The sequence below is a fragment of the Nostoc sp. XA010 genome, assembly GCF_020829625.1.
GTDB lineage: Bacteria > Cyanobacteriota > Cyanobacteriia > Cyanobacteriales > Nostocaceae > Nostoc.
On sequence record NZ_JAIVFX010000022.1, the window covers coordinates 82,206 to 101,860 of the forward strand.

Here is a 19,655-nt window from a genome sequence, read left to right on the forward strand (position 1 = left end):
ACACCAAATCTCTAAACTAATCGTAATTTAAAATTATTAAACCACAAATTAACAATTTATTATGATTACCACTATTTAGGTTATATTTTAATTTTATGGAATATCAACTTATTAAATCTAAAATGCCCATTTATTACTCCTAACTTTTTACTAAATAATCCAATCATATCAAGTTGGCTACGTAGAATGCTAGCTATCAAAAAAGCACTTATCCAGCTTATTATACTTAAGAAAAGCTTTCTTGGAGCACTTCAAATGGGGGTGCGCCAACCACTACAAAAGAAACAAGCCAAATCCTTTTCCCTTCTACTTCCACCAAAACAGCATAGCTGCCTTGCTTCTTGAAAATCCAGTTAAATACTTGTAATTAGGGATTTAGGACGGCAAAGACGCAGGTATCTATGATAGTGCTTGTGTCATACTGAACGCAGACATCTGTATTGGGTGCAGTATTATCAATGTAATTACTCTTAGCGACATTTTTTTAACTAAAAGGTAGTAATATTGGTCACATTAACACCAGGGATAATACTTGGCAAGATAGCAACACCTGCGATCGCAACTAATTATCTTAATTGAAGCAAAAATACTTACTACGCTTAGTGAGAGTAAATTCGTTGGAATCTCTTTGAAGCAAGAACCCCACGGCTTTCCGTTAGAATGAGCGAACGCAAAAGCGTGTCCTAAGACAAGCGAGAGTTTAACAGTCGTGGGAGTATAGGACTAATACTTGATTGCGTGAAAAAACTCCGTACAGATCAAAAAGCCTTCTTGACTGTTGCCTATTGCCTCTTGCCTGCCCACGCAAATAAATTCAAAAATCAAAGCGGATTGCTATATAATCATCACTTTAGTAAAAATTGGTTTAGAAAAGCATTCATCCTCGTTGCTGCGTAACCCGACATGAATTGTCTTTCCTACTTTTGTGAGAATGTCTAATCCTGGACCATTATTGCGGGGTCTGGATCAATTATAGATACATGGCGATCGCTAAAGCACATGTGGGTGTGCGTCCATGAAAAGAACAAGGTTCAAGAATTACATACATTTTCAAGAAGTTGAAAGCTTTGCCTTGAATTTGGTTAAGTGCGTCAGCCTCAGCATGGTGTTTTCCGGGTACTTGCGTGTATCCTTTACTATCTCTTGATATTTATGATTACACAGCCTACTGGTGGGTTTGGCAAACATTCCGGCAAAGCTTTTCGGCTTTGAGCTAAAGCAGCTAGCATAAATATTTCATCCATGTTTTAACGTAAATTATCTAGATAAATTACACTACCAATAATTAATTATCTCTTGCTAAAAAAGTTTTATATCAAAACTTAGTAACTGTCACACTAATACCAGAATCCAGTTTAGGAACCTTGAGATACTCAATTGGCTCAGTACTCTGAGAAGTTTGGGTATTTGTTGGCTTTTGACATTGCTTAAAGAAAGCACCTGGGTTATTGATGAACTCAAGCGGATTAATCTTTTGGCATTCTTGCTCCTGTAGTAGCAAAATTGATTCAGCAGTTTCTTTGCGATTATTGCTGTGTCCAGTAAAATTACTCCATGTAGTGTTAATCGTGGCTGGTTCCGTCAATAAAACTCCAGCCTGATTGTAATCGCCTGTTATGATGGGAGCATTTTCTTGGTTAGCATAGACACTCTGGGGGAGAGCGAGTATACTAATCACAAGCACTAAGGTAATAGAAGATAATTTCATAATTCAATACTCTTTACAGTTAATGTTAGTTTAATAATTAAAATTCCCTAGATACAGAAAGCAAAAAATAGCACCCTAGTTTTAATACTTCAGGCTAACACAGGTAGTAAGAAGTTTAACTAAACTTCATTAAAAATATAGTGAAGTTTATTTAGTCACATATAGAGTTTTGTCTAAAAAAAGACAGTTGACCAATCCATAGTCTAACCATGTCGGAATTTGAGACTCGTCTGTTCTATGCTTTCTGCTGCAACTGTGCTAACTCATATTCTTTTAGCCAGATTAATAAGTAAGTCAGCGTAAAACTTTGTTCTCGGCATAAAGCATCAGTGAAAATGATTTTACCGGAGTTTATTTTTATTCATATAGTTCAGTTTTATTCTCCAAACGTTAGTTACTAGCCGTTTATCTCTTATGCGTGTTACTATACACCTACATAGATAAGACAACATATATATTGTTAGATAAACCTTACAAGGAGTATTTTGTGTCTGTTGCAGAATACAAATAAGGCGATCGCCAGTTTTGGATAAACCTAAAATACGGGATATAAACTCAAGAGGGGACAATGTGCTGTCATTTCCACATATCAAGAAGTCTTTCACCAGTCTGGGCAAATTAAACTGGTTGTGAGTCTTTACAAGTTTGATACTCCAGTCACACAATTTTATTATGTCAGTCCCGTATCGTCCTCAAAATTGACCATTATTCTAAGCAAAAACTAATTATTGTTCAGAGCTTTTAAGCAGCAGCAGATCAGGTAAATATCCATCTAGTCTTTCTAGGCGTCTCTTATCACTGTCTCAAGCCTACCCTTAAACCAGTGAACAATTAACACTAAACAGTTAATAGGCGTATGGTGGAGGGTTTAAACCCTTCGATTAAAACTGATAACTGATAAAGTCGTTCCATTGCTTGTAGGCTGGCACAGTTATTTTATTGCTTACCCTTAAGCAATTGATTTTTCTTGTCTTTTCAGAATCAGCAAAAAGGTAGCCAATACACTAGCATTTGTATGAATATTTTGTAAAGTTCTCCAAATCAGTGTTTTTACAGAATATGATGTTGATTACTAGATGATTAATCACTACTTTGATCAGCAGTAACACAAGGCTAAGTTAAACCAGCAATTAGTCTTTTTACTCTAGGTTTCTCAATCAAATTGATATTTGCATATTTCTGTAAAGGAGTTTGAATTGTAATGAAAGTGGGTTCGTAATTACAAATAATCAAAATTATGTACTATTTACTTTTTTGTGCAGAAGTGGAAGCCACTTACTGATAGTTAAAAATGTCTACTAACTTACTTCAGATATTGAACAACCTCAATAAAAAGGCATTAGTTAACAATCAACGCAGATATTACATAGCAAAGTAGACTCCAGTACTAGTATCCGAAAATACTGAGAAATATCTCCTGCAAGTAACTCAACTTATTTATAAAATTTGTATATATTATGACAATGCAATCTTTACCACATGTTGAAGAAGTAAATATTCAGAAATACTTAGAAGTTATTCAAAGGCGTTGGCTACCTCTAGTCGGTATTTTTGGCATAACTGTTACCCTTGGATGCTTGTATGCATTTTCACTAAAACCCTCATACAAGGCAGAAGGAAGTTTGATGATTAAGACCAATCGCTCTTCCTCACTCACAGGGTTATCAGAAGACATAGGACGCTTGGAAGCTTTGAATGCCAACGACAATCCCCTGGAAACTCAAGTGAGAGTTATTGGATCAAATCCAGTAATTGAGAAAACAATTAATTCCCTCACCCTCAAAGATAGCAAAGGCAAACTGCTCTCGATTCCAGACTTGGCAAAACAACTAAAAATAGAAGGAATCAAAGGCACTGATGTTGTACAAATTTCTTATAAAGGTGGCAATCCTGAACTAGCTGCCAAAATCGTCAATAAAGTTATCGACAGTTATATCGAGCTAAATATCAAAGCTAATCAGAATGAAGCCCTGATAGCAAAAGATGTTCTCGTAACGGAAGTGCCCAGAGCTGAGGAAATTGTCAGAAGAGCCGAATCAAAACTGCGGCTATTTAAAGAAAAGAATAAAGTTGTTGTCTTGGGACAAGAAGCAAGCGCAGCAGTTGATACGATTTCCAAATTAGGAAACCAAATTTCTCAAGCTTTAGCTCAATTAGATGATGTCAAAGGTCGTTTAGAACAGTTAAGCAGTGAAGCTAAGATAGATTCAAAGCAAGGTGTAATCGTATCTGAATTAACTCAAGCACCTGGAGTTCAGAAAGTGCTTGCCCAACTCCAAGAAACAGAAAGCCAACTGACACTAGAGCGTACACGTTTTTCACCTGAACACCCTACAATTACTAACTTACAAGAAAAAGTCGTAGCTCTTCAGAGCTTGCTAAAACAACGTATAGGACAATTCGCTGGTACAGCGCAGATAACAGAAGGAAGTTTACAGGTTGGACAACTGCGCCAAAGCCTAATAGCAGATATTACTCGTGCTCAGGCAGAACGCGTCGGTCTAGAAAGACAGATTGCCACACTTTTGCGACAGCAAGAGGCCTATATCAAACGAGCAAATAATTTGCCAAAGCTAGAACAGAGTCAACGAGAGCTAGAACGGAAGCTACAAGCAGCTCAAACGACTTACGAAACACTCTTAAAGAAACGCCAAGAAATTGATATTGCACAGAACCAAAAGATTCCTAATGCTCGTGTCATTTCCTATGCTTTAACCCCCGAGAAAGCAGAAGGACCTCGCAAAATTCTGTTTATTGTTGGTGGAGGAGGAATTGGCCTTTTCTTAGGTATCATTGTTGCCTTTGGTTTAGACTTAGTAGACCGCTCGGTGAAGACTGTTAAAGAAGCCAAAGAAGTAATGAAATACAGTGTTTTGGGAGTGATTCCGACACAAAGTAGAAATGGTAAAGATAATCCTTCTATAGCAGGACTCGATAGAGCTATTCCTAAAATCATTGGCAGAGATATTCCTTACTTCCCTCTTGGTAATGCATACCAAGTACTACAAGTAAACTTAAAGTTTCTCTGTTCTGATAAACCGCTAAAAAGCATTGTAATCACAAGTTCAGTTGCCAAAGAAGGAAAGTCTGACGTATCTGCAAATTTAGCTGTGACTATGGCTCAGGCAGGGCGGCGAGTCTTGTTAGTGGATGCAGATATGCGTAATCCCATGCAGCATCATATCTGGGGACTAACAAATGTAACAGGGCTAAGTAATGCCATTGCTGGTCAAGTTTCTTTAGATGCAGCAATACAAGAAGTAATGCCTAATCTTGAGGTTCTTACCTCTGGAATTTTGCCTCCTAATCCAGTAGCAATGCTAGATTCTCAACGCATGGCAACATTAATTAGTAACTTTGCGATAGACTACGATTTTGTAATTTTTGATACTCCTCCTTTATCAGGAATAGCAGATGCTGCTGTTTTAAGTACCCTCACTGACGGAATCTTATTAGTCGTTCGTCCTGGAGTAGTTGACTTGAACAGTGCGAATTCAGCTAAAGAGTTTTTAACTCAGTCAGGTCAGAAGGTGTTAGGGATAGTCATCAATGGTGTGAATACCAAAAATGAACCTAATAGTTACTTTTATGACAACAAAAAACAACAAATTCAACAAGATTTAGTATCTAGCAGCTTAACAAAATTTTCCAAAGAGCGTTAATCGGACAAATTGGAAAAGTGAATGTTGCTGCAAGTAAATCAACCTATCTTATTCCTAATGATGGAGGTATTTTTACATGGATAAAATTAGAGCATCTTGTTTAATTAATAACTACAATTATGCTGAATTTGTTTCAGAGGCAATCGATAGTGCTTTAAACCAAACGGTTAAATTTGATGAAATTATTATTATAGATGACGCATCTACAGATAATTCTGCGGAAGTCATCGCTAACTTTGCTCAGTTAGCCAATGTTAAATGTATCTTTAAAGAAAAAAACCAAGGGCAATTATCATCCTTTAATGAAGGTTTTTTAGCTGCAACCGGAGAGATTATATTTTTTTTAGATGCTGATGATATTTATGAACCTCAGTATTTAGAAAACGCACTAAATTTTTATAGTAGACGTACTGAATGTGATTTTATATTTTGTGCATACAAAAAGTTTGGGGCAGTGGAAGGAGTTTTTCAAACTGATGCAGTTGATTTAGATTTGGGTTATTCAGTAATTAGAACTTTATGCAATGGTGAATGGATTGGTTCTATAACTTCAACATTATCAATACGTAGAGAAATAATCAGAAAAATTTTACCTATTCCGAATATAGAAGATTGGCGTGTGAGGTCTGATGACTGTCTGGTATGGGGAGCCTCCTTGGTAGGGGCTAAAAAGTTTTATATGTCTAAACCTTTAGTCATGTATAGAATACATCAAAATAATCAGTATCATAACAATAAGTTTTTATATACAGACAAAAACTATGAATATAAAAGATTTTGGAAACGCAATTCCTTCTTTAATTACATACTTCAAAAAAATAATTTAAGTTTACCGTTATTATTGGCTTTCACATCTCTTGAGGAGCTAAAAACAATCCCATGTCCAAAATCTCAGGATTTTATTTCATATTTGAAAATAATTTTTTTGTTTGAACATAATTTGTATTGGAAAATCAAGGGTATTCTTTTGTTGTTCAGCTACTTTATCAAAATTTTCATGTCTGACAAATTAAACAAATAGTAACTAGTAACTATATAAAATACTGGTTTAACTTAATCTACTTTCAATAATTTAAGAAGCTAGCAAAAGTTTGCATTATGAAAGTTGATAAAGAGTATCACATGGTTAAATTAAAAGGCAATGCTAAGTAAATTTAGGTTTCAAAGCTTATCAAAATTTAAATTTAGTTCTAATCTGCGTGCAATTATTGCCAATACAGGTTGGTTGTTTGCTGACCGCATTCTCCGTATGGGTGCAAGCTTGGTTATAGGAGTATGGATAGCACGCTATTTAGGAGTACAGCAGTATGGCTTATTTAACTATATTTTAGCGTTTGTTAGTTTATTTAGTCCGATTTTTACTCTAGGACTAGACGATGTAGTGATTCGTCATATTGTCCGTCAATCATCAAACAAAGAAGAAATTTTAGGAACCACTTTCTGGTTAAAATTTCTGGGTGGAATTGCTTCTGTCTTATTGGCAGTTGGTAGCATGTTTTTCTTAGGTGAGCATGAAACACTGAAGATATGGCTAGTTGCAATTTTAGCAATGGCAGGAATTTTTAGGGCAGTTGATACTATTGAACTATGGTTTCAATCACAAGTGCAGTCGAAATACACCGTGATTGCTAAGAATATAGCCTTTCTGCTAAATAGTCTCATTAAAATAGCACTGATTTTAACAAAAGCCCCATTGTTAGCTTTTGCTTGGGTAACATTAGCAGAATTTGCAATGAGTGCAATCGGTTTGCTGATTGTTTATCAAGTCAAAGTATCTTCATTATTGTTATGGCGTTGGAGTTTTTCTACTGCTAAAACTCTTTTAAGAGAGAGCTTACCTCTGATTTTTTCGGGGTTCGCTATCATGATTTTTATGAAAATCGATCAGGTAATGTTAGGTCAAATGACCGGAAATAATGAGGTTGGGATTTATTCTGCTGCTGTCCGTATCTCGGAAATTTGGTATTTTATTCCGGCGGCTATTGTCTCTTCAGTTGCTCCTTCAATTTATGCGGCTAAAGAAAAATCAGAAAGTCTTTATTATCAGCGAATAGGGCAATTACTTCGTCTCCTTACGTGTATATCTATTGCAATTGCTCTGCCAATGACATTCCTATCCGACAAGATAATTATGGTGATGTTTGGAAGTGGATATGCGGAAGCAGGGCCAATACTAGCAATCCATATTTGGACTTCTTTATTTGTATTTATGGGTCTTGCAACATCACCGTGGTTTATTGCTGAAGGTTTGAATCACGTCTCTTTAGGTAAGACTTTATTTGGAGCCATACTCAATATCATTCTTAATTTCTTACTTATTCCAAAATATGCAGGTTTTGGGGCTGCGATCGCAACAATAATATCTCAAGCTGCTGCTGCTTTTCTATGCAATGCGTTTGATAAGAGAACAGAAAAAATATTCAAGATTCAGGTGCGATCGCTTCTCCTTTTTTATAAAAATTAATCTTTTTTATCTAACTTTCACTTTTCTCAAGACATTAGCCAAGTTAATCAAAAATGCAAACACCAGTAACTTTTATTATTTTCAAGCGGCCACAAACAACAGAGAAAGTTTTTGAAGCTATTCGCCAAGCCAAACCAACCAAACTTTTTGTAATTGCAGATGGCGCCCGCACAGATCGCGAAGGTGAGCCAGAAAAGTGTGAAGCAACTCGAGCAATTATTGAAAGAGTTGATTGGGACTGTGAAGTTATCAAGAATTATTCTGATATCAACTTAGGTTGTGCGAAACGAGTATCTAGTGGTTTAGATTGGGTATTTAATAATGTTGAAGAGACAATTATTTTAGAAGATGATTGTATTCCTCATTCAAGTTTTTTCAGATATAGTGAAGAACTGCTAGAAAAATATAGAAACGATACCAGAGTTGCCACAATCTCTGCTCAAAATCTTCAGGTTGGACGACAACGCACAAATTACAGTTATTATTTTTCTCGTTACAGCCACTGCTGGGGTTGGGCAAGTTGGAGACGTGCTTGGCAACATTATGATTTAACCATCAAACTCTGGAAAGAGGTGCAAGCAGAAAATATTTTACATGATATTCTTGCAGATCACAAAGCAATAAATTATTGGCGAAGAATATTTCAATCTGTTTATAACAATCCTACAGGTATAACCTGGGATTATCAATGGACATTTGCTTGCTGGATGCAGGGCAGCTTAAGTATTATTCCGAATGTCAATTTAGTTTCTAATGTTGGTACTGGTGCAGACGCAACTCATTTCACTTCCAACCAAAAATTTTCGTTTATCAATATGTCGATGGAAGCAATGGAATTTCCTCTAAAGCATCCACCGTTTATTGTGAGGAATAGAGAGGCAGATAATTTTACCCAAAAAACAGTTTATAGAGCAACTGTATTGGATATTTTTAAAGAAGAATTGAAAAAGAAAATAAATTACTCAAACTTAAAAACCTAGTGGTAAATCTAGTAAATTTATAAATACAATACATGTTAGAAACTAAAATAAAATTAACAGAAAAGATATTAACTATTTTATTATTACTCATTGCTGTAGGGGCATTAACAATACACCCTGCACAAGATGTTTCTATATCTACCCTTGGCGGTGATAGGCTAGATACTGTGTTCAATATAGTTTCATATTTAATTCTATTTTATTTCCTACTTTTATACTGGAAAGGTTTTTTGTATGTAGCTACTAAAAACCCATTACAGTTTGTTTTACTAGCAATAATTATATTTTCTCTTTTGTGGTCAGAAGACTTAAGTTCTAGTCTTACTTATATAAGGGGTCTAATCCGAATATATTTTCTTGCAATCTATTTGGCGATGCGTTATTCCCTAAGGGAACAAATGAGGTTAATAGCTTGGGCACTTGGTACAGCCGCATTATTATCTATGCTATTCTCTGCATTGCTACCGGATTATAGTCATCAATCACCTGAATTATTAAATATGTGGAGCGGAATTTATGGTCATAAAAATGAATTAGGATACATGATGGCTTGGAGTGCAGGAGTTTTTTTGCACCTTGCTCTTAGTAGCCATCGATATCGTTGGTTGATGTGGGCGCTATGTGGGATATCTATATGTCTAATTATCCTCTCGCGTTCAACAACATCTTTAACGATCTTATTAACAATGATATTACTTTTACCTTTTTACAAATTTTTTAAAAAAACTAATTATAAATTACAAGTTATTATGATTACTTCTGCTTTAATGCTATTGATTATTTTTTCAATATTGCTTGTCAATAACGCCGAAACTGTAGTTGGTACTTCTGGTAAAGACCTTACCTTCAATGGACGCTCTGATCTCTGGGAGCTAGTGATGTCCAAGATTTTGGAAAGACCTTGGTTAGGTTATGGATATTCTGGATTTTGGACTAGTAATGCTGCATCTAAACTGAGAGCTACTTATGAATGGGCAAGTAATGCTCACAACGGCTTCTTAGAACTCTTGTTAGAATTAGGTTTCTTAGGCTTCTTGACTTTTGCCGCAGGGTTTATTCGCTTCTTTGCGATGGCTATGACTCGAATTATTTATGTAGCCAAAAAACCGGAAGATTATTGGCCAATGCAGATATTAATTCTCATAGTCATCATTAATTTTTCTGAAGCAAGATTATTAACTCCCAGTTGGAATTGGTTGATGTATATTACAACTTCGCTCTCTTTAACTCTTGATTATCAGCGAAATTATCATCAGAGCCATCTGGATAACTTTTATAGCAGTCAGAAATAATTTTAGTAATTACGAAGTTAAGAAAAATGAAAGTTTTACATCTCAGTACCCATGATATTGATGGAGGTGCAGCAAGAGCTGCATATCGTTTGCACACAGGTTTGCAAGATATAGGGCTACAGTCACAAATGCTAGTCCAGGAAAAATCTAGTAATGATAAAACAGTAATTGCGCCTAAAACTAAATTATTTCAAGGCATTGCTAAAGCAAAGTTGACATTTGAAAGTCTACCGTTAAAACTTTATCGTCAAAAGAAAAATACTCCATTTTTTGTTCAATGGTTGCCAGATAGAATTATTCCTAAAGTTGCTCAGATTAATCCAGACATAATAAATTTACATTGGATTAGCGGAGCTTTTATGCAAATAGAAACATTCCCTAAACTGAAGCGTCCTCTAGTTTGGACTCTCCATGATATGTGGGGGTTTACTGGAGGGTGCCACGTTACTGGAGAATGCGATCGCTACAAAGTATCCTGTGGAGCTTGTCCTCAACTCAACAGTGGTAATGAATGGGATTTATCCCGTTGGACATGGCAGCGCAAAGTAAAAGCCTGGAAAAATGTTAATTTAACTCTGGTTTCACCAAGCTCTTGGTTAGCACAGTGCGCTCGTTCCAGTTCTTTATTTCAAGATTTGCGAATCGAGGTAATTCCCCACGGGTTAGATATTCAAAAATATCGACCTATTGATAAACATTTTGCACGAGAAATACTCAAGTTACCTCAAGATAAGAAGCTGATTCTCTTTGGAGCAATAGAGGCAACAAGTGATAGAAATAAAGGATTTCATTTATTGCAGCCAGCTCTACAAGAATTGAGTAAATCTGGCTGGAAAGATAACGTAGAAGTAGTAGTTTTTGGTGCATCTCAACCTGAAAATCCACCTGATTTAGGCTGTAAAACACACTATTTAGGACACTTACATGATGATATATCTTTAGCAACTGTTTACTCAGCAGCTGATGTGATGCTTGTACCATCTCTTCAAGAATCTTTTGGGCAGGCAGCTTCTGAATCATTCAGTTGTGGCACTCCAGTTGTGGCATTTAATTCTACTGGCTTAAAAGATATTGTTGATCATCAGCAAAATGGCTATTTGGCTAAACCTTATGAAGTTGAAGATTTTGCCAAAGGAATTACCTGGGTACTTGAAGATGAACAGAGGCTACAAAAGCTGTCATTTTATGCTCGTGAAAAAGCGCAACAAGAATTCACTCTCGAACTCCAAGCACGTCGTTATTCAGCTTTGTTCCAGGAAATATTGATGAGTGCAAATAAATCTTTATTCAGAAATTAACTTAGTAAACAAATACTTCATAGTATGCCAATACCTATAGCTTTTATAATTTGTACAGAGCCTGGTCGTTTAGAAGGTCAATCTTTGATGCTTGCAGAAAGTATCCGGAACTTCTGCGGCGAATTAAAAAATACACCTATATATAGTTTTCATCCTAGAGTAGGCGAACCGATATCAAAGCAAACCCAACAAGCGTTTGAAGCGTTGCAGGTGATTCATCAACAAGTTCCAATAAATCGAGAATTTCATGAATATTATTTAGCCAATAAACCCCTGGTTTGTGCTTATGCAGAACAAAATATTGATGCAGAAATCTTAGTTTTTTTAGACAGTGACAAATGTTTATTTTCTGAGCCAAATGAATTTTTATTGCCAGTAAATTGTAATGTTCGCATACGTCCTGAATATGGTCAAGGAATTGGTTCTACAGGCCTACGAGACCCTCAAGAATGGTACTGGCAAAAGCTATATGAAGTGCTGGGGGTAAAGCGTGAGGTGTTTGTTGAGACACCAATTGGCAATAAAAAAATCAGAGCCTACTGGAATTCTGGTTTGGTTGCTGTAAGAAAAAGTGCAGGTATATTTACTGCCTGGAAAGAAAACTTTGAGAAGGTAATGCGTATGAATATTACCCCTCCTCAAGGAATTTATTTTGTGGAACAGTCAGTCTTATCTGTGACTTTATGCTCGCTGGAAGAAAATATTTCTCATTTTTCTTCTGCTTATAGTTATCCATTACCTTTACACAATCGCTTATCTAAAGAATCACGCCTTAAAGCTTGGGATGACATAGTGTCAATACATTATTTCAATCTGTTTTTCTATAAGGATTGGAATGCACAAATGAAAAGCTTAAAAAGCTTTAATCGAAGTTCAGATAAATATCAATGGTTATGCGAAGGAGTTGTCAGATATAAGATGCCGCGCACATCAGTGATGCACCGATATATGTTGACTGTGAGGAAAATAGAACAAAAGTTAAGCGTGTTTAAATTGAATATTCAAGTGAGTAATTGGATAGAAAAGATTGCCAACCTTTGAATGATTACTCTCATCTTTGGATTACATACTTAATTTAGGAGAAGTATTTAAATGTTATTTCACGGTTTTTATATTTTTAGTACTCGCCCGCTTATTGTTTCCTTTCTTGGAAGCTACCCTTTCTTTGGGGGAGTGGTTTACGAAAAAAACAAAGTCACATATCAACCTCTACCTAAATGGTTTCGTCCCAAACATGTTTTAGAACATATCCCTGGGTGGTGTGGAACACCTAAGCAAATGTTGCTAAGAAAGATAAAAGCAACCCTACATAGTATTGAGGGAAGAACACATCACTTAATGGTAAATGCATCAGATGAAGAAGAATTACGAAAACGTTTTTTAATTCGTGGAGCGCACTTCAACCAGAACTTTTATATTAATGAATATTTATATCGAGTTATCGAGCAACCAAAGCTTTATGATGCAATTTACACGGCACAACTCAATCAATCAAAGCGTCTTGATCTGGCAAAAAACGTAGAAAAATTGATGGTTGTATCCTATGGTGGTGACTTACATAAATTCTGTCCAGAATTGAAACATGCGAATTTCAACAAAGATTTTCTTGCACGTACAGAGTTAGCAAAAAAGTATAATCAGTCCTATGTCGGTTTGATTCTTTCAGCAATCGAAGGAGCAAATCTAGCATCAAGTGAGTATTTACTGTGCGGAATTCCTGTTGTCAGTACTCCAAGTAAAGGTGGACGAGATGAATTCTTTACTCCTGAGAACTCCGTTATTGTTGATCCAGATCCTGAGAAAGTTGCTGAAGCTGTGCAAACTTTAAAACAGTTAGCACCTGACCCACATAAGATTCGAGAACAAACTCTGAAAAAAATGAATGATTGGAGGTTAGCTTATTGCGCTTATATCGCTAATCTTATTGAACAAGAAAGTGGTATCAAAATAGAATTAGATGCCATGAGTAAAAAATACTTTGCTGCACCTAATGGCATCCAATCTCGATATATTAAATCAGACGAATTGTATAAATATAATTGGAAAGATTTTGAAGAGCATTTTTCTATATAAAGAGCGAAATTAGCTTTTAATTTTTGTTTCGCATAAGTAGAACTAACATAATAAAAAATACTCCATGAAGCAAGCACAGTTAGCAGTAATAATTACTTGTTTTAACAGGCGTGAGACAACTCTGAATTGTCTGCGTGCGTTACAGCAGCAAACAAAGCCTTTTGATGTTTACTTAACCGATGATGGAAGTTCTGACGGTACTTCAAAGGCAGTGAAAGCTTTTTATCCGCAAGTTCAGATTCTTCAAGGCAATGGGAATCTATTCTGGGTGGGAGGAATGAGACTAGCGTTTGCTGAAGCAATGCGAAAAGATTATGACTATTATCTTTGGTTGAATGACGACACAATACTAGAATCAAATACCTTGGAACGTCTATTGACGCTTCATCAACAATTATTAGAATCTGCCCGAAAAAATTCAATATTTGTTGGTACGACTCAAGATTTAATAACAAGAGAAGCTTCATACGGCGGTGCTGTAAAATCTCGCAAATGGTACTCTAATAAATATGAATTTTTAGGTTCAACTCAGGTTCTTCAAGAATGTGACACGATGTTTGCTAACTGTGTGCTAATTCCTCGTGCGGTTGTAAAGAAAATAGGGAATCTCGATGCAGCATTTATCCACAGTTTAGGAGACCTAGACTATGGTTTGAGAGCAAAAAAGAATGGTTGCTCAATATGGGTTGTACCTGGATATGTCGGAACCTGTGGAAAAAACTCAATCCGTAACAGTTGGGTAGATACAAAATTATCTGTTTTAGAACGCTTAAGAAAGGTAATTCAAGTCAAAGCATTTCCGCTCAAACCTTGGACTGAATTCTGCCGTCGGCATTCCGGGTTTTTCTGGGTAATTTATTGGTGTTTACCTTATCTCCGAGCCATTATTGGTTACAAAAACTTGGCTGCATCTCCCACATTTGCAGAATAAATTTCACAAAGTAGTTCGCAATTTTAAGGAGTTCCAAAATGCAGCAACGTCTTGGTTTTTTAGCGGCAGCACCTCGGATTTCAACACATGCTGATGCAGAGATGTCTGGGCCCCGTTCTCGGGTTTTAGGAATCCTGAAGGGTTTTAAAACACTTGAGTGGAAAATCGAAACATTTATTGTGGGAGATAAAGTTTCAAAAAAATGGTCGACGAATGGTTCTGGTGAATTAATCAGTAAAGGATTTTTCTACACCTTAGCAGTAGATTTTATGCGTATTGGGCTTGGTATCATTAACTCTTGGAGAAGCTACCAAGAACTTAAAAATCAAGTTGATTGGGTGTATGAGTACGCTGCGACTTTGCAATGTATGGGCTGGATATTCCAACGTCAGGGAATACCTTGGATTTTGCAAGCTGAAGCATTACTTTTTTATGAAGCAAAGGCAGAACGAAAAGCGTTAATACTAGATAGATTAGCTCGATGGATGGAAATCAGATCATATCAAAAATGCGATGTGTTAGCCTGTGTTAGTGAAACTTTAAAAGAAATTTTAGTCCGGGAATTTGGTATTTCAAGTGAAAAAATTGTGTTGATACCAAATGGAGTGGATATTGATTTTATTAATCCTGAGCTACATATCCCAAAGCGAACATTTTCAGGTTTTACTATAGGTTTTATAGGTAGTTTGTATGCTTGGGCTGGTTTAGACTTGTTATTAGAAACAATATTTGAGTTGCGAGCCGAAGGCTTAGACATTTCGCTGGTAATAGTAGGCGATGGTGCAATGAAATCTGCTTGGGAAAAGCAGAGTCAAGAATTAGGTATTTCACCTTATGTGGCTTTTATAGGTCGGGTTTCTTGGGAAGAAGTACCCCAGTATATCGCTGGATTTGATGTTGCTTACTCTGGGCAAGTTCAACTACAAATGGGAAAAATGTATCTCTCACCCATGAAACTTTATGAATACATGGCAATGGCTAAACCAGTCATAGCATCAGCTTTTGAAGATGCTAAAAGGTTGATTTGCGATCGCAAAACAGGTTTCCTATTTAAACCTGGTGATAAAAATGATTTAAAACGGACCTTATTAGAAGCTTATCAGAAGAGAGAAGCACTGCCAGAAATGGGAAAATTGGCTTGCAATGAGATAGTAAATCATCACAGTTGGGCTGCTAGGGTACAGACTTTAGTTGAAGGTGCTGAACAAATATTGAAAAAACAGCGATCCCATACTCAACAATATTAAGCCTTTACTCATACAATCTAATACTAAAAACATTTATGATACGGACTTCATCTTACAAACTTCTTGGTGCTCAAGTAGATGCACTCTCTATCCGCGACTTAAATTTGTTGATTGAAGAATCTATTCAGAAGAATAAAAAATGGATTATTGCTAATCACAACATGCATAGTCTTTATCTCTTCCATAATGATCCAAGGATGCAAGCTTTTTATGCCAAGGCAGAATATACCCATATTGATGGTATGCCTTTATTGTTTATAGGAAAACTATTGGGTTTTCCTATGAAACGAGAACAAAGAGTAACCTATGCTGACTGGGTATGGCCTTTGATGGCGGAAGCAGCTGATAAAGGCTGGCGTGTATTTTATTTAGGTTCAAAGCCAGGAGTCGCTGAAAAAGGAGCAAGTATTTTGTGCCACAGATTTCCTGGGTTACAGATTGCTTGCGCTCATGGCTATATTGACATGGATAAAAATAGTCAAGAAAATCTTGCTACTCTGGCTGCAATTAATGCTTACAAACCTCATGTATTGATGGTGGGGATGGGTATGCCACGCCAAGAACGTTGGATTTATGAAAATCTTGAGCATATTCATACCAACACTATTTTGACTAGTGGAGCCTGTATTGACTATGTAGCAGGAGCAATACCCACTCCTCCTCGCTGGATAGGAAAGGTAGGCTTGGAATGGTTGTATCGCTTGTTGTCTGAACCTAAAAGGCTTTGGAGACGTTACTTACTTGAGCCTTGGTTTGTAAGCACATTATTTTTACAAGAAATTTGGAGTATGCAAAGCCAACAAAAAAAGAATAGAATCCTGCTATTCCTCAGTACAAAATTTCATAAGTTTCTAACGTGATTGAGTCGTGCCAAGTCTTAAGTAGTCGGACAAAAATATTTACAGTCAATTGCGTTCCCCCTTGGCGTTCCCGAACGCGAACAGCATCTCCGTCAGGAGAAAGGTAGCAAGTGGCGTTTGAGGAATGTAGGCCCAAAGGGGCTTCCCGCAGCGCAACCCAACATTTCCAGAACTTTGTTGGGTTGCGCTTTGCTTAACCCAAGCGTATTGGAGTAGAAGTTGCTTGCCCAAAAGCCTGGGCAATAGCATTGCGTGCAGATTTAGGTTTCAAGTTTTCATCAAAGGGAAGCGGACGCAGAAATTTCCAGAGATTTGGATTCTCCCTAAAAGTTTTTCTTGGCATCCAGTCGGGATGACGTATCCAGCTATGACGGTCGGTAAGCCCCCATGTAATTACAGTATCAACTTTAGCCGCAAAGCATAGGTCGAGATATCGCTTGTAACTGTCAGCTACCATCTGGTCTAGCTTTTTGATACTATCAGGTAGTGGGGCATCAATAACAATATCTAATTCTGTGATTATTGGTTTCACTTCAAGATCATTAAGCCGTTTTAAAACGGAATTAAATCCTTTCTCGTCAAAAGAATATGCAGTAGAAAACCATAGATGCGATTGGATACCTGCCCCGTCAATTTTAACGCCACTATTCTTCAGATATTCGACCATTTTTAAGAAACGGTCTGATTTCCATGTAGCGCCTTCGATGCCGAAATCGTTTAGATAAAATTTCTTGCTGTTATCAACTGAAGCGGCAATTAAAAACAAATCTCGAATTAATTCTGGTTTTACTCCTTTACGTAAACCGTAGGTAGGGTTGTCAGTTTCATTTTCATTATCAGCGATAATTTCATTGGCAATATCCCAAGACTTTAAAACCTTGCTCTCGCGATAATGTCCCATGACTGCCTTAACATGCCGTTCAATCATTTTAAGAGTGGGGGGATAAGGAAGCCAGTCTGGGTTTGCCATGTGCCAGAAAAGGGTATGCCCGTGCAACTCTATATTATGCTTTTGGCAGAAATCAGCGATCACATCTGCTGATTCAAATGTAAATTCTCCTGGCTGTGGTTCAGTCGCACCCCATTTTAATTCACCAGCCGGTGTCACAATCGAACATTCACGAGCAATCAGGTTAGCGTAATCCTTCTCTTTTAGCAAAATATCATGAGAAATTGCTGCACCATAAAGCTTGCCTTTGGCGGCAGCTAATTGCCGGAGTGGAAAATCATCATTGGTATAATTTGCTACGGTTCTATTTTTACTATGGTCTTCTTTTTGCTTATCCTTTTGTAAAAACCCTACAGTCAATAACGCAGAAAGGGTAGTATATCCTGCTCTTGTTAAAAATTTTCTCCGATAAGGCATAAATTATACTTAGTCAATAAAAAACACATTGATTATTATTTTACCGTATAAAAAATACACTGAATTGTTATATTACCGTTCTTCACCAAGAATATACAGTTTTTTTCCAAAATCAAATCATAGTTTTATACTCAGTCGCAAAGATCAAAATTGATGAGTATTACATCTAGCGCAAAACTAGGTTAAACTATAACGCATGTTCGATTTAAATCAATTAACCATGTTTTTACATATCAGTAATAAAAATGCTAATATATAACGAGCGTTCGATATAAATAATTTGAATCATGCCTAAGATTGTTGACCATGAGCAATACCGTAAAGAACTGCTCGGCAAGTGCTTTGATTTATTTGCCCAAAAAGGCTATGGTTCCATCACTATGCGCCAAATTGCTGAGGGATTAGGGGTTTCTACTGGTACGTTGTACCACTATTTTCCTAGCAAGCAAGCTCTATTTGAGCAATTGGCCCAGGAGATTTGTGAGCAAGACTTAAGTACAGCATTAACGGAACTACAAGGAGCGCAAACGCTACAAGAATCAATGGAAGCATTAGGAAGGTATCTAGTGAAAAACGAAGATTACTTCATTAAATGGACTTACATTTGGATTGATTTTTGCCAACACAAAGACTCTAAAGAAATGTTAAAAAATAGCATTTTTAAGGTGACTAATCAGCGCTATCAGGAGGCGATTTGCAATTTATTGGGTATTCAAGATTCGGTAGTAGCTTCCTTTATTTTGAGCTTTGTAGACGGTTTAATTCTGGAGAAGTTATGGGGTAATGAAACAATTGATTTTATTGAACAATGTGCGTTATTAGGCAAAATGTTGACAGCATATTTGCCACAACATACAGCAGAAATAAAAGCTTAAATGGAAGTTATATCAGGTTTTGAGAGTTAGGTTATGTATCTTATGCTTGTTGCAACTTGCTATATGTATAATAAATTAACCTAGATACTTTTTGACAAAATCTGACTCATTTAATATAGATAAAATAAGGTTTTAGGAGAGTAAAAGACATGGTTTAAAAGCTGTCAGAAAAAGCTTCTAAAAAAGGGTTGATTACATTATTAATTGCAGCTACTGCTATTACAGGTGGAATTATTGCTTATGGGATTTATCAGTTTGGATTAGTTGGTCAAACTGAGAAATCTGAGCCAGTTGAAACCACGCCCAACATTCAAAAAGTAGCTGCATTAGGACGGCTAGAACCGGAAGCAGAGGTAATTAGCTTGTTTGCCCCCTTAGCATTGGATGGCGATCGCATTGCCAAAATTCTAGTCAAAGAAGGCGATCGCGTTAAAGCCGGACAGGTGGTAGCAATTTTAGACGCTCGCGATCGCTTGCAAACTGCTGTACTACAAGCCCAACAACAAGTAAGAGTTGCTCAAGCTAAACTCGCTCAAGTACAAGCAGGAGCAAAAGCAGGAGAAATTCAGGCCCAGCAGGCAAGCGTTGAACGTCTCCAGGCTCAATCCCAAGGAGACAGAACAGCGCAACAGGAAGCGATATTCCGCATAGAGGCACAGTGGGAAGGAGACAGAATAGCGCAAGAGGCAACCATTAAGAAATTAGAGGCGGAACTTAAAAATGCCGAAGCCGAATATCAACGTTATCAGCAGCTCTATTCTCAAGGAGCAGTTGGTTGAGTCGATGGGGAGTATTATCTCCCGCACCTCTCAGTTAAATCTGGGCGTGCGACTTTCACCGCACCCAGCTTCCGATGTTCTTAGCTTGCGCCTTTGCTCATGTGTTTGTAATCGTGACAA

The 19,655-nt window shown here is 36.8% G+C and carries 14 protein-coding genes and 2 pseudogenes; 13 read left to right on the forward strand and 3 right to left on the reverse strand.

Going from position 1 to position 19,655, the window contains the following annotated elements:
* Positions 1–367: 367 nt before the first annotated feature.
* Positions 368–472: pseudogene (locus tag LC608_RS37655) on the reverse strand (DUF3172 domain-containing protein); the annotation flags it as partial.
* An 843-nt stretch (positions 473–1,315) separates the two neighbouring features.
* Positions 1,316–1,708: a hypothetical protein gene (locus LC608_RS25385; protein WP_229556212.1), complete on the reverse strand. Its 393-nt coding sequence runs from the start codon at positions 1,706–1,708 to the stop codon at positions 1,316–1,318.
* A 1,457-nt stretch (positions 1,709–3,165) separates the two neighbouring features.
* On the opposite strand from LC608_RS25385, the gene LC608_RS25390 reads away from it, so the two are divergent.
* The 11 genes from LC608_RS25390 to LC608_RS25440 all read left to right on the forward strand — a co-directional run bounded on the left by LC608_RS25390 (position 3,166) and on the right by LC608_RS25440 (position 16,515).
* A complete protein-coding gene (locus tag LC608_RS25390) occupies positions 3,166–5,370 on the forward strand; it encodes a polysaccharide biosynthesis tyrosine autokinase (protein WP_229556213.1) in 2,205 nt (734 codons plus the stop codon).
* 76 nt (positions 5,371–5,446) lie between these two features.
* Positions 5,447–6,391, forward strand: a complete 945-nt coding sequence (locus LC608_RS25395; protein WP_229556214.1) for a glycosyltransferase family 2 protein — start codon at positions 5,447–5,449, stop codon at positions 6,389–6,391.
* A 120-nt stretch (positions 6,392–6,511) separates the two neighbouring features.
* A complete protein-coding gene (locus LC608_RS25400; RefSeq protein WP_229556215.1) occupies positions 6,512–7,834 on the forward strand; it encodes a flippase in 1,323 nt (440 codons plus the stop codon).
* A gap of 53 nt (positions 7,835–7,887) precedes the next feature.
* Positions 7,888–8,814 (forward strand): glycosyltransferase family 2 protein, encoded by a 927-nt coding sequence (locus LC608_RS25405; RefSeq protein ID WP_229556216.1) that lies wholly within the window; start codon positions 7,888–7,890, stop codon positions 8,812–8,814.
* A 32-nt stretch (positions 8,815–8,846) separates the two neighbouring features.
* Positions 8,847–10,106, forward strand: a complete 1,260-nt coding sequence (locus LC608_RS25410; RefSeq protein ID WP_229556217.1) for an O-antigen ligase — start codon at positions 8,847–8,849, stop codon at positions 10,104–10,106.
* 26 nt (positions 10,107–10,132) lie between these two features.
* Positions 10,133–11,404, forward strand: a complete 1,272-nt coding sequence (locus LC608_RS25415) for a glycosyltransferase family 4 protein (protein ID WP_229556218.1) — start codon at positions 10,133–10,135, stop codon at positions 11,402–11,404.
* Positions 11,405–11,428: 24 nt separating this feature from the next.
* Positions 11,429–12,445 carry a hypothetical protein gene (locus LC608_RS25420; RefSeq protein WP_229556219.1) on the forward strand — a complete coding sequence of 339 codons (1,017 nt, stop codon included), beginning with the start codon at positions 11,429–11,431 and terminating at the stop codon, positions 12,443–12,445.
* Positions 12,446–12,496: 51 nt separating this feature from the next.
* The gene (locus LC608_RS25425; RefSeq protein WP_229556220.1) at positions 12,497–13,477 is read left to right on the forward strand and encodes a glycosyltransferase; all 981 of its coding nucleotides are present in this window, start codon (positions 12,497–12,499) and stop codon (positions 13,475–13,477) included.
* 64 nt (positions 13,478–13,541) lie between these two features.
* Positions 13,542–14,408, forward strand: coding sequence for a glycosyltransferase family 2 protein (locus LC608_RS25430; RefSeq protein WP_229556221.1), 867 nt, complete (start codon positions 13,542–13,544; stop codon positions 14,406–14,408).
* A gap of 38 nt (positions 14,409–14,446) precedes the next feature.
* Entirely contained in the window at positions 14,447–15,655 is a 1,209-nt protein-coding gene (locus LC608_RS25435; RefSeq protein WP_229556222.1) for a glycosyltransferase family 4 protein, read from the forward strand.
* A gap of 35 nt (positions 15,656–15,690) precedes the next feature.
* Positions 15,691–16,515 (forward strand): WecB/TagA/CpsF family glycosyltransferase, encoded by an 825-nt coding sequence (locus LC608_RS25440; protein WP_267871198.1) that lies wholly within the window; start codon positions 15,691–15,693, stop codon positions 16,513–16,515.
* A gap of 193 nt (positions 16,516–16,708) precedes the next feature.
* Here the strand turns inward: LC608_RS25440 and LC608_RS25445 are convergent, their stop codons facing one another.
* Positions 16,709–17,881, reverse strand: coding sequence for an endo-1,4-beta-xylanase (locus tag LC608_RS25445; RefSeq protein WP_229556223.1), 1,173 nt, complete (start codon positions 17,879–17,881; stop codon positions 16,709–16,711).
* A gap of 287 nt (positions 17,882–18,168) precedes the next feature.
* Here LC608_RS25445 and LC608_RS25450 point away from each other — a divergent pair, with 287 nt between their 5' ends.
* The gene (locus LC608_RS25450; protein WP_229556224.1) at positions 18,169–18,756 is read left to right on the forward strand and encodes a TetR/AcrR family transcriptional regulator; all 588 of its coding nucleotides are present in this window, start codon (positions 18,169–18,171) and stop codon (positions 18,754–18,756) included.
* Positions 18,757–18,917: 161 nt separating this feature from the next.
* A pseudogene (locus LC608_RS25455) lies at positions 18,918–19,529 on the forward strand (biotin/lipoyl-binding protein); the annotation flags it as partial.
* Positions 19,530–19,655: the final 126 nt, after the last annotated feature.

Excerpts from the sequence above, each read along its gene's own strand:
- LC608_RS25435 (WP_229556222.1), top strand. The coding sequence starts at position 14,447 with ATGCAGCAACGTCTTGGTTTTTTAGCGGCAGCACCTCGGATTTCAACA.
- LC608_RS25450 (WP_229556224.1), top strand. The coding sequence starts at position 18,169 with ATGCCTAAGATTGTTGACCATGAGCAATACCGTAAAGAACTGCTCGGC.
- LC608_RS25445 (WP_229556223.1), bottom strand. The coding sequence starts at position 17,881 with ATGCCTTATCGGAGAAAATTTTTAACAAGAGCAGGATATACTACCCTT.
- LC608_RS25385 (WP_229556212.1), bottom strand. The coding sequence starts at position 1,708 with ATGAAATTATCTTCTATTACCTTAGTGCTTGTGATTAGTATACTCGCT.
- LC608_RS25395 (WP_229556214.1), top strand. The coding sequence starts at position 5,447 with ATGGATAAAATTAGAGCATCTTGTTTAATTAATAACTACAATTATGCT.
- LC608_RS25405 (WP_229556216.1), top strand. The coding sequence starts at position 7,888 with ATGCAAACACCAGTAACTTTTATTATTTTCAAGCGGCCACAAACAACA.
- LC608_RS25400 (WP_229556215.1), top strand. The coding sequence starts at position 6,512 with ATGCTAAGTAAATTTAGGTTTCAAAGCTTATCAAAATTTAAATTTAGT.
- LC608_RS25420 (WP_229556219.1), top strand. The coding sequence starts at position 11,429 with ATGCCAATACCTATAGCTTTTATAATTTGTACAGAGCCTGGTCGTTTA.
- LC608_RS25410 (WP_229556217.1), top strand. The coding sequence starts at position 8,847 with ATGTTAGAAACTAAAATAAAATTAACAGAAAAGATATTAACTATTTTA.
- LC608_RS25440 (WP_267871198.1), top strand. The coding sequence starts at position 15,691 with ATGATACGGACTTCATCTTACAAACTTCTTGGTGCTCAAGTAGATGCA.
- LC608_RS25390 (WP_229556213.1), top strand. The coding sequence starts at position 3,166 with ATGACAATGCAATCTTTACCACATGTTGAAGAAGTAAATATTCAGAAA.
- LC608_RS25430 (WP_229556221.1), top strand. The coding sequence starts at position 13,542 with ATGAAGCAAGCACAGTTAGCAGTAATAATTACTTGTTTTAACAGGCGT.
- LC608_RS25415 (WP_229556218.1), top strand. The coding sequence starts at position 10,133 with ATGAAAGTTTTACATCTCAGTACCCATGATATTGATGGAGGTGCAGCA.
- LC608_RS25425 (WP_229556220.1), top strand. The coding sequence starts at position 12,497 with ATGTTATTTCACGGTTTTTATATTTTTAGTACTCGCCCGCTTATTGTT.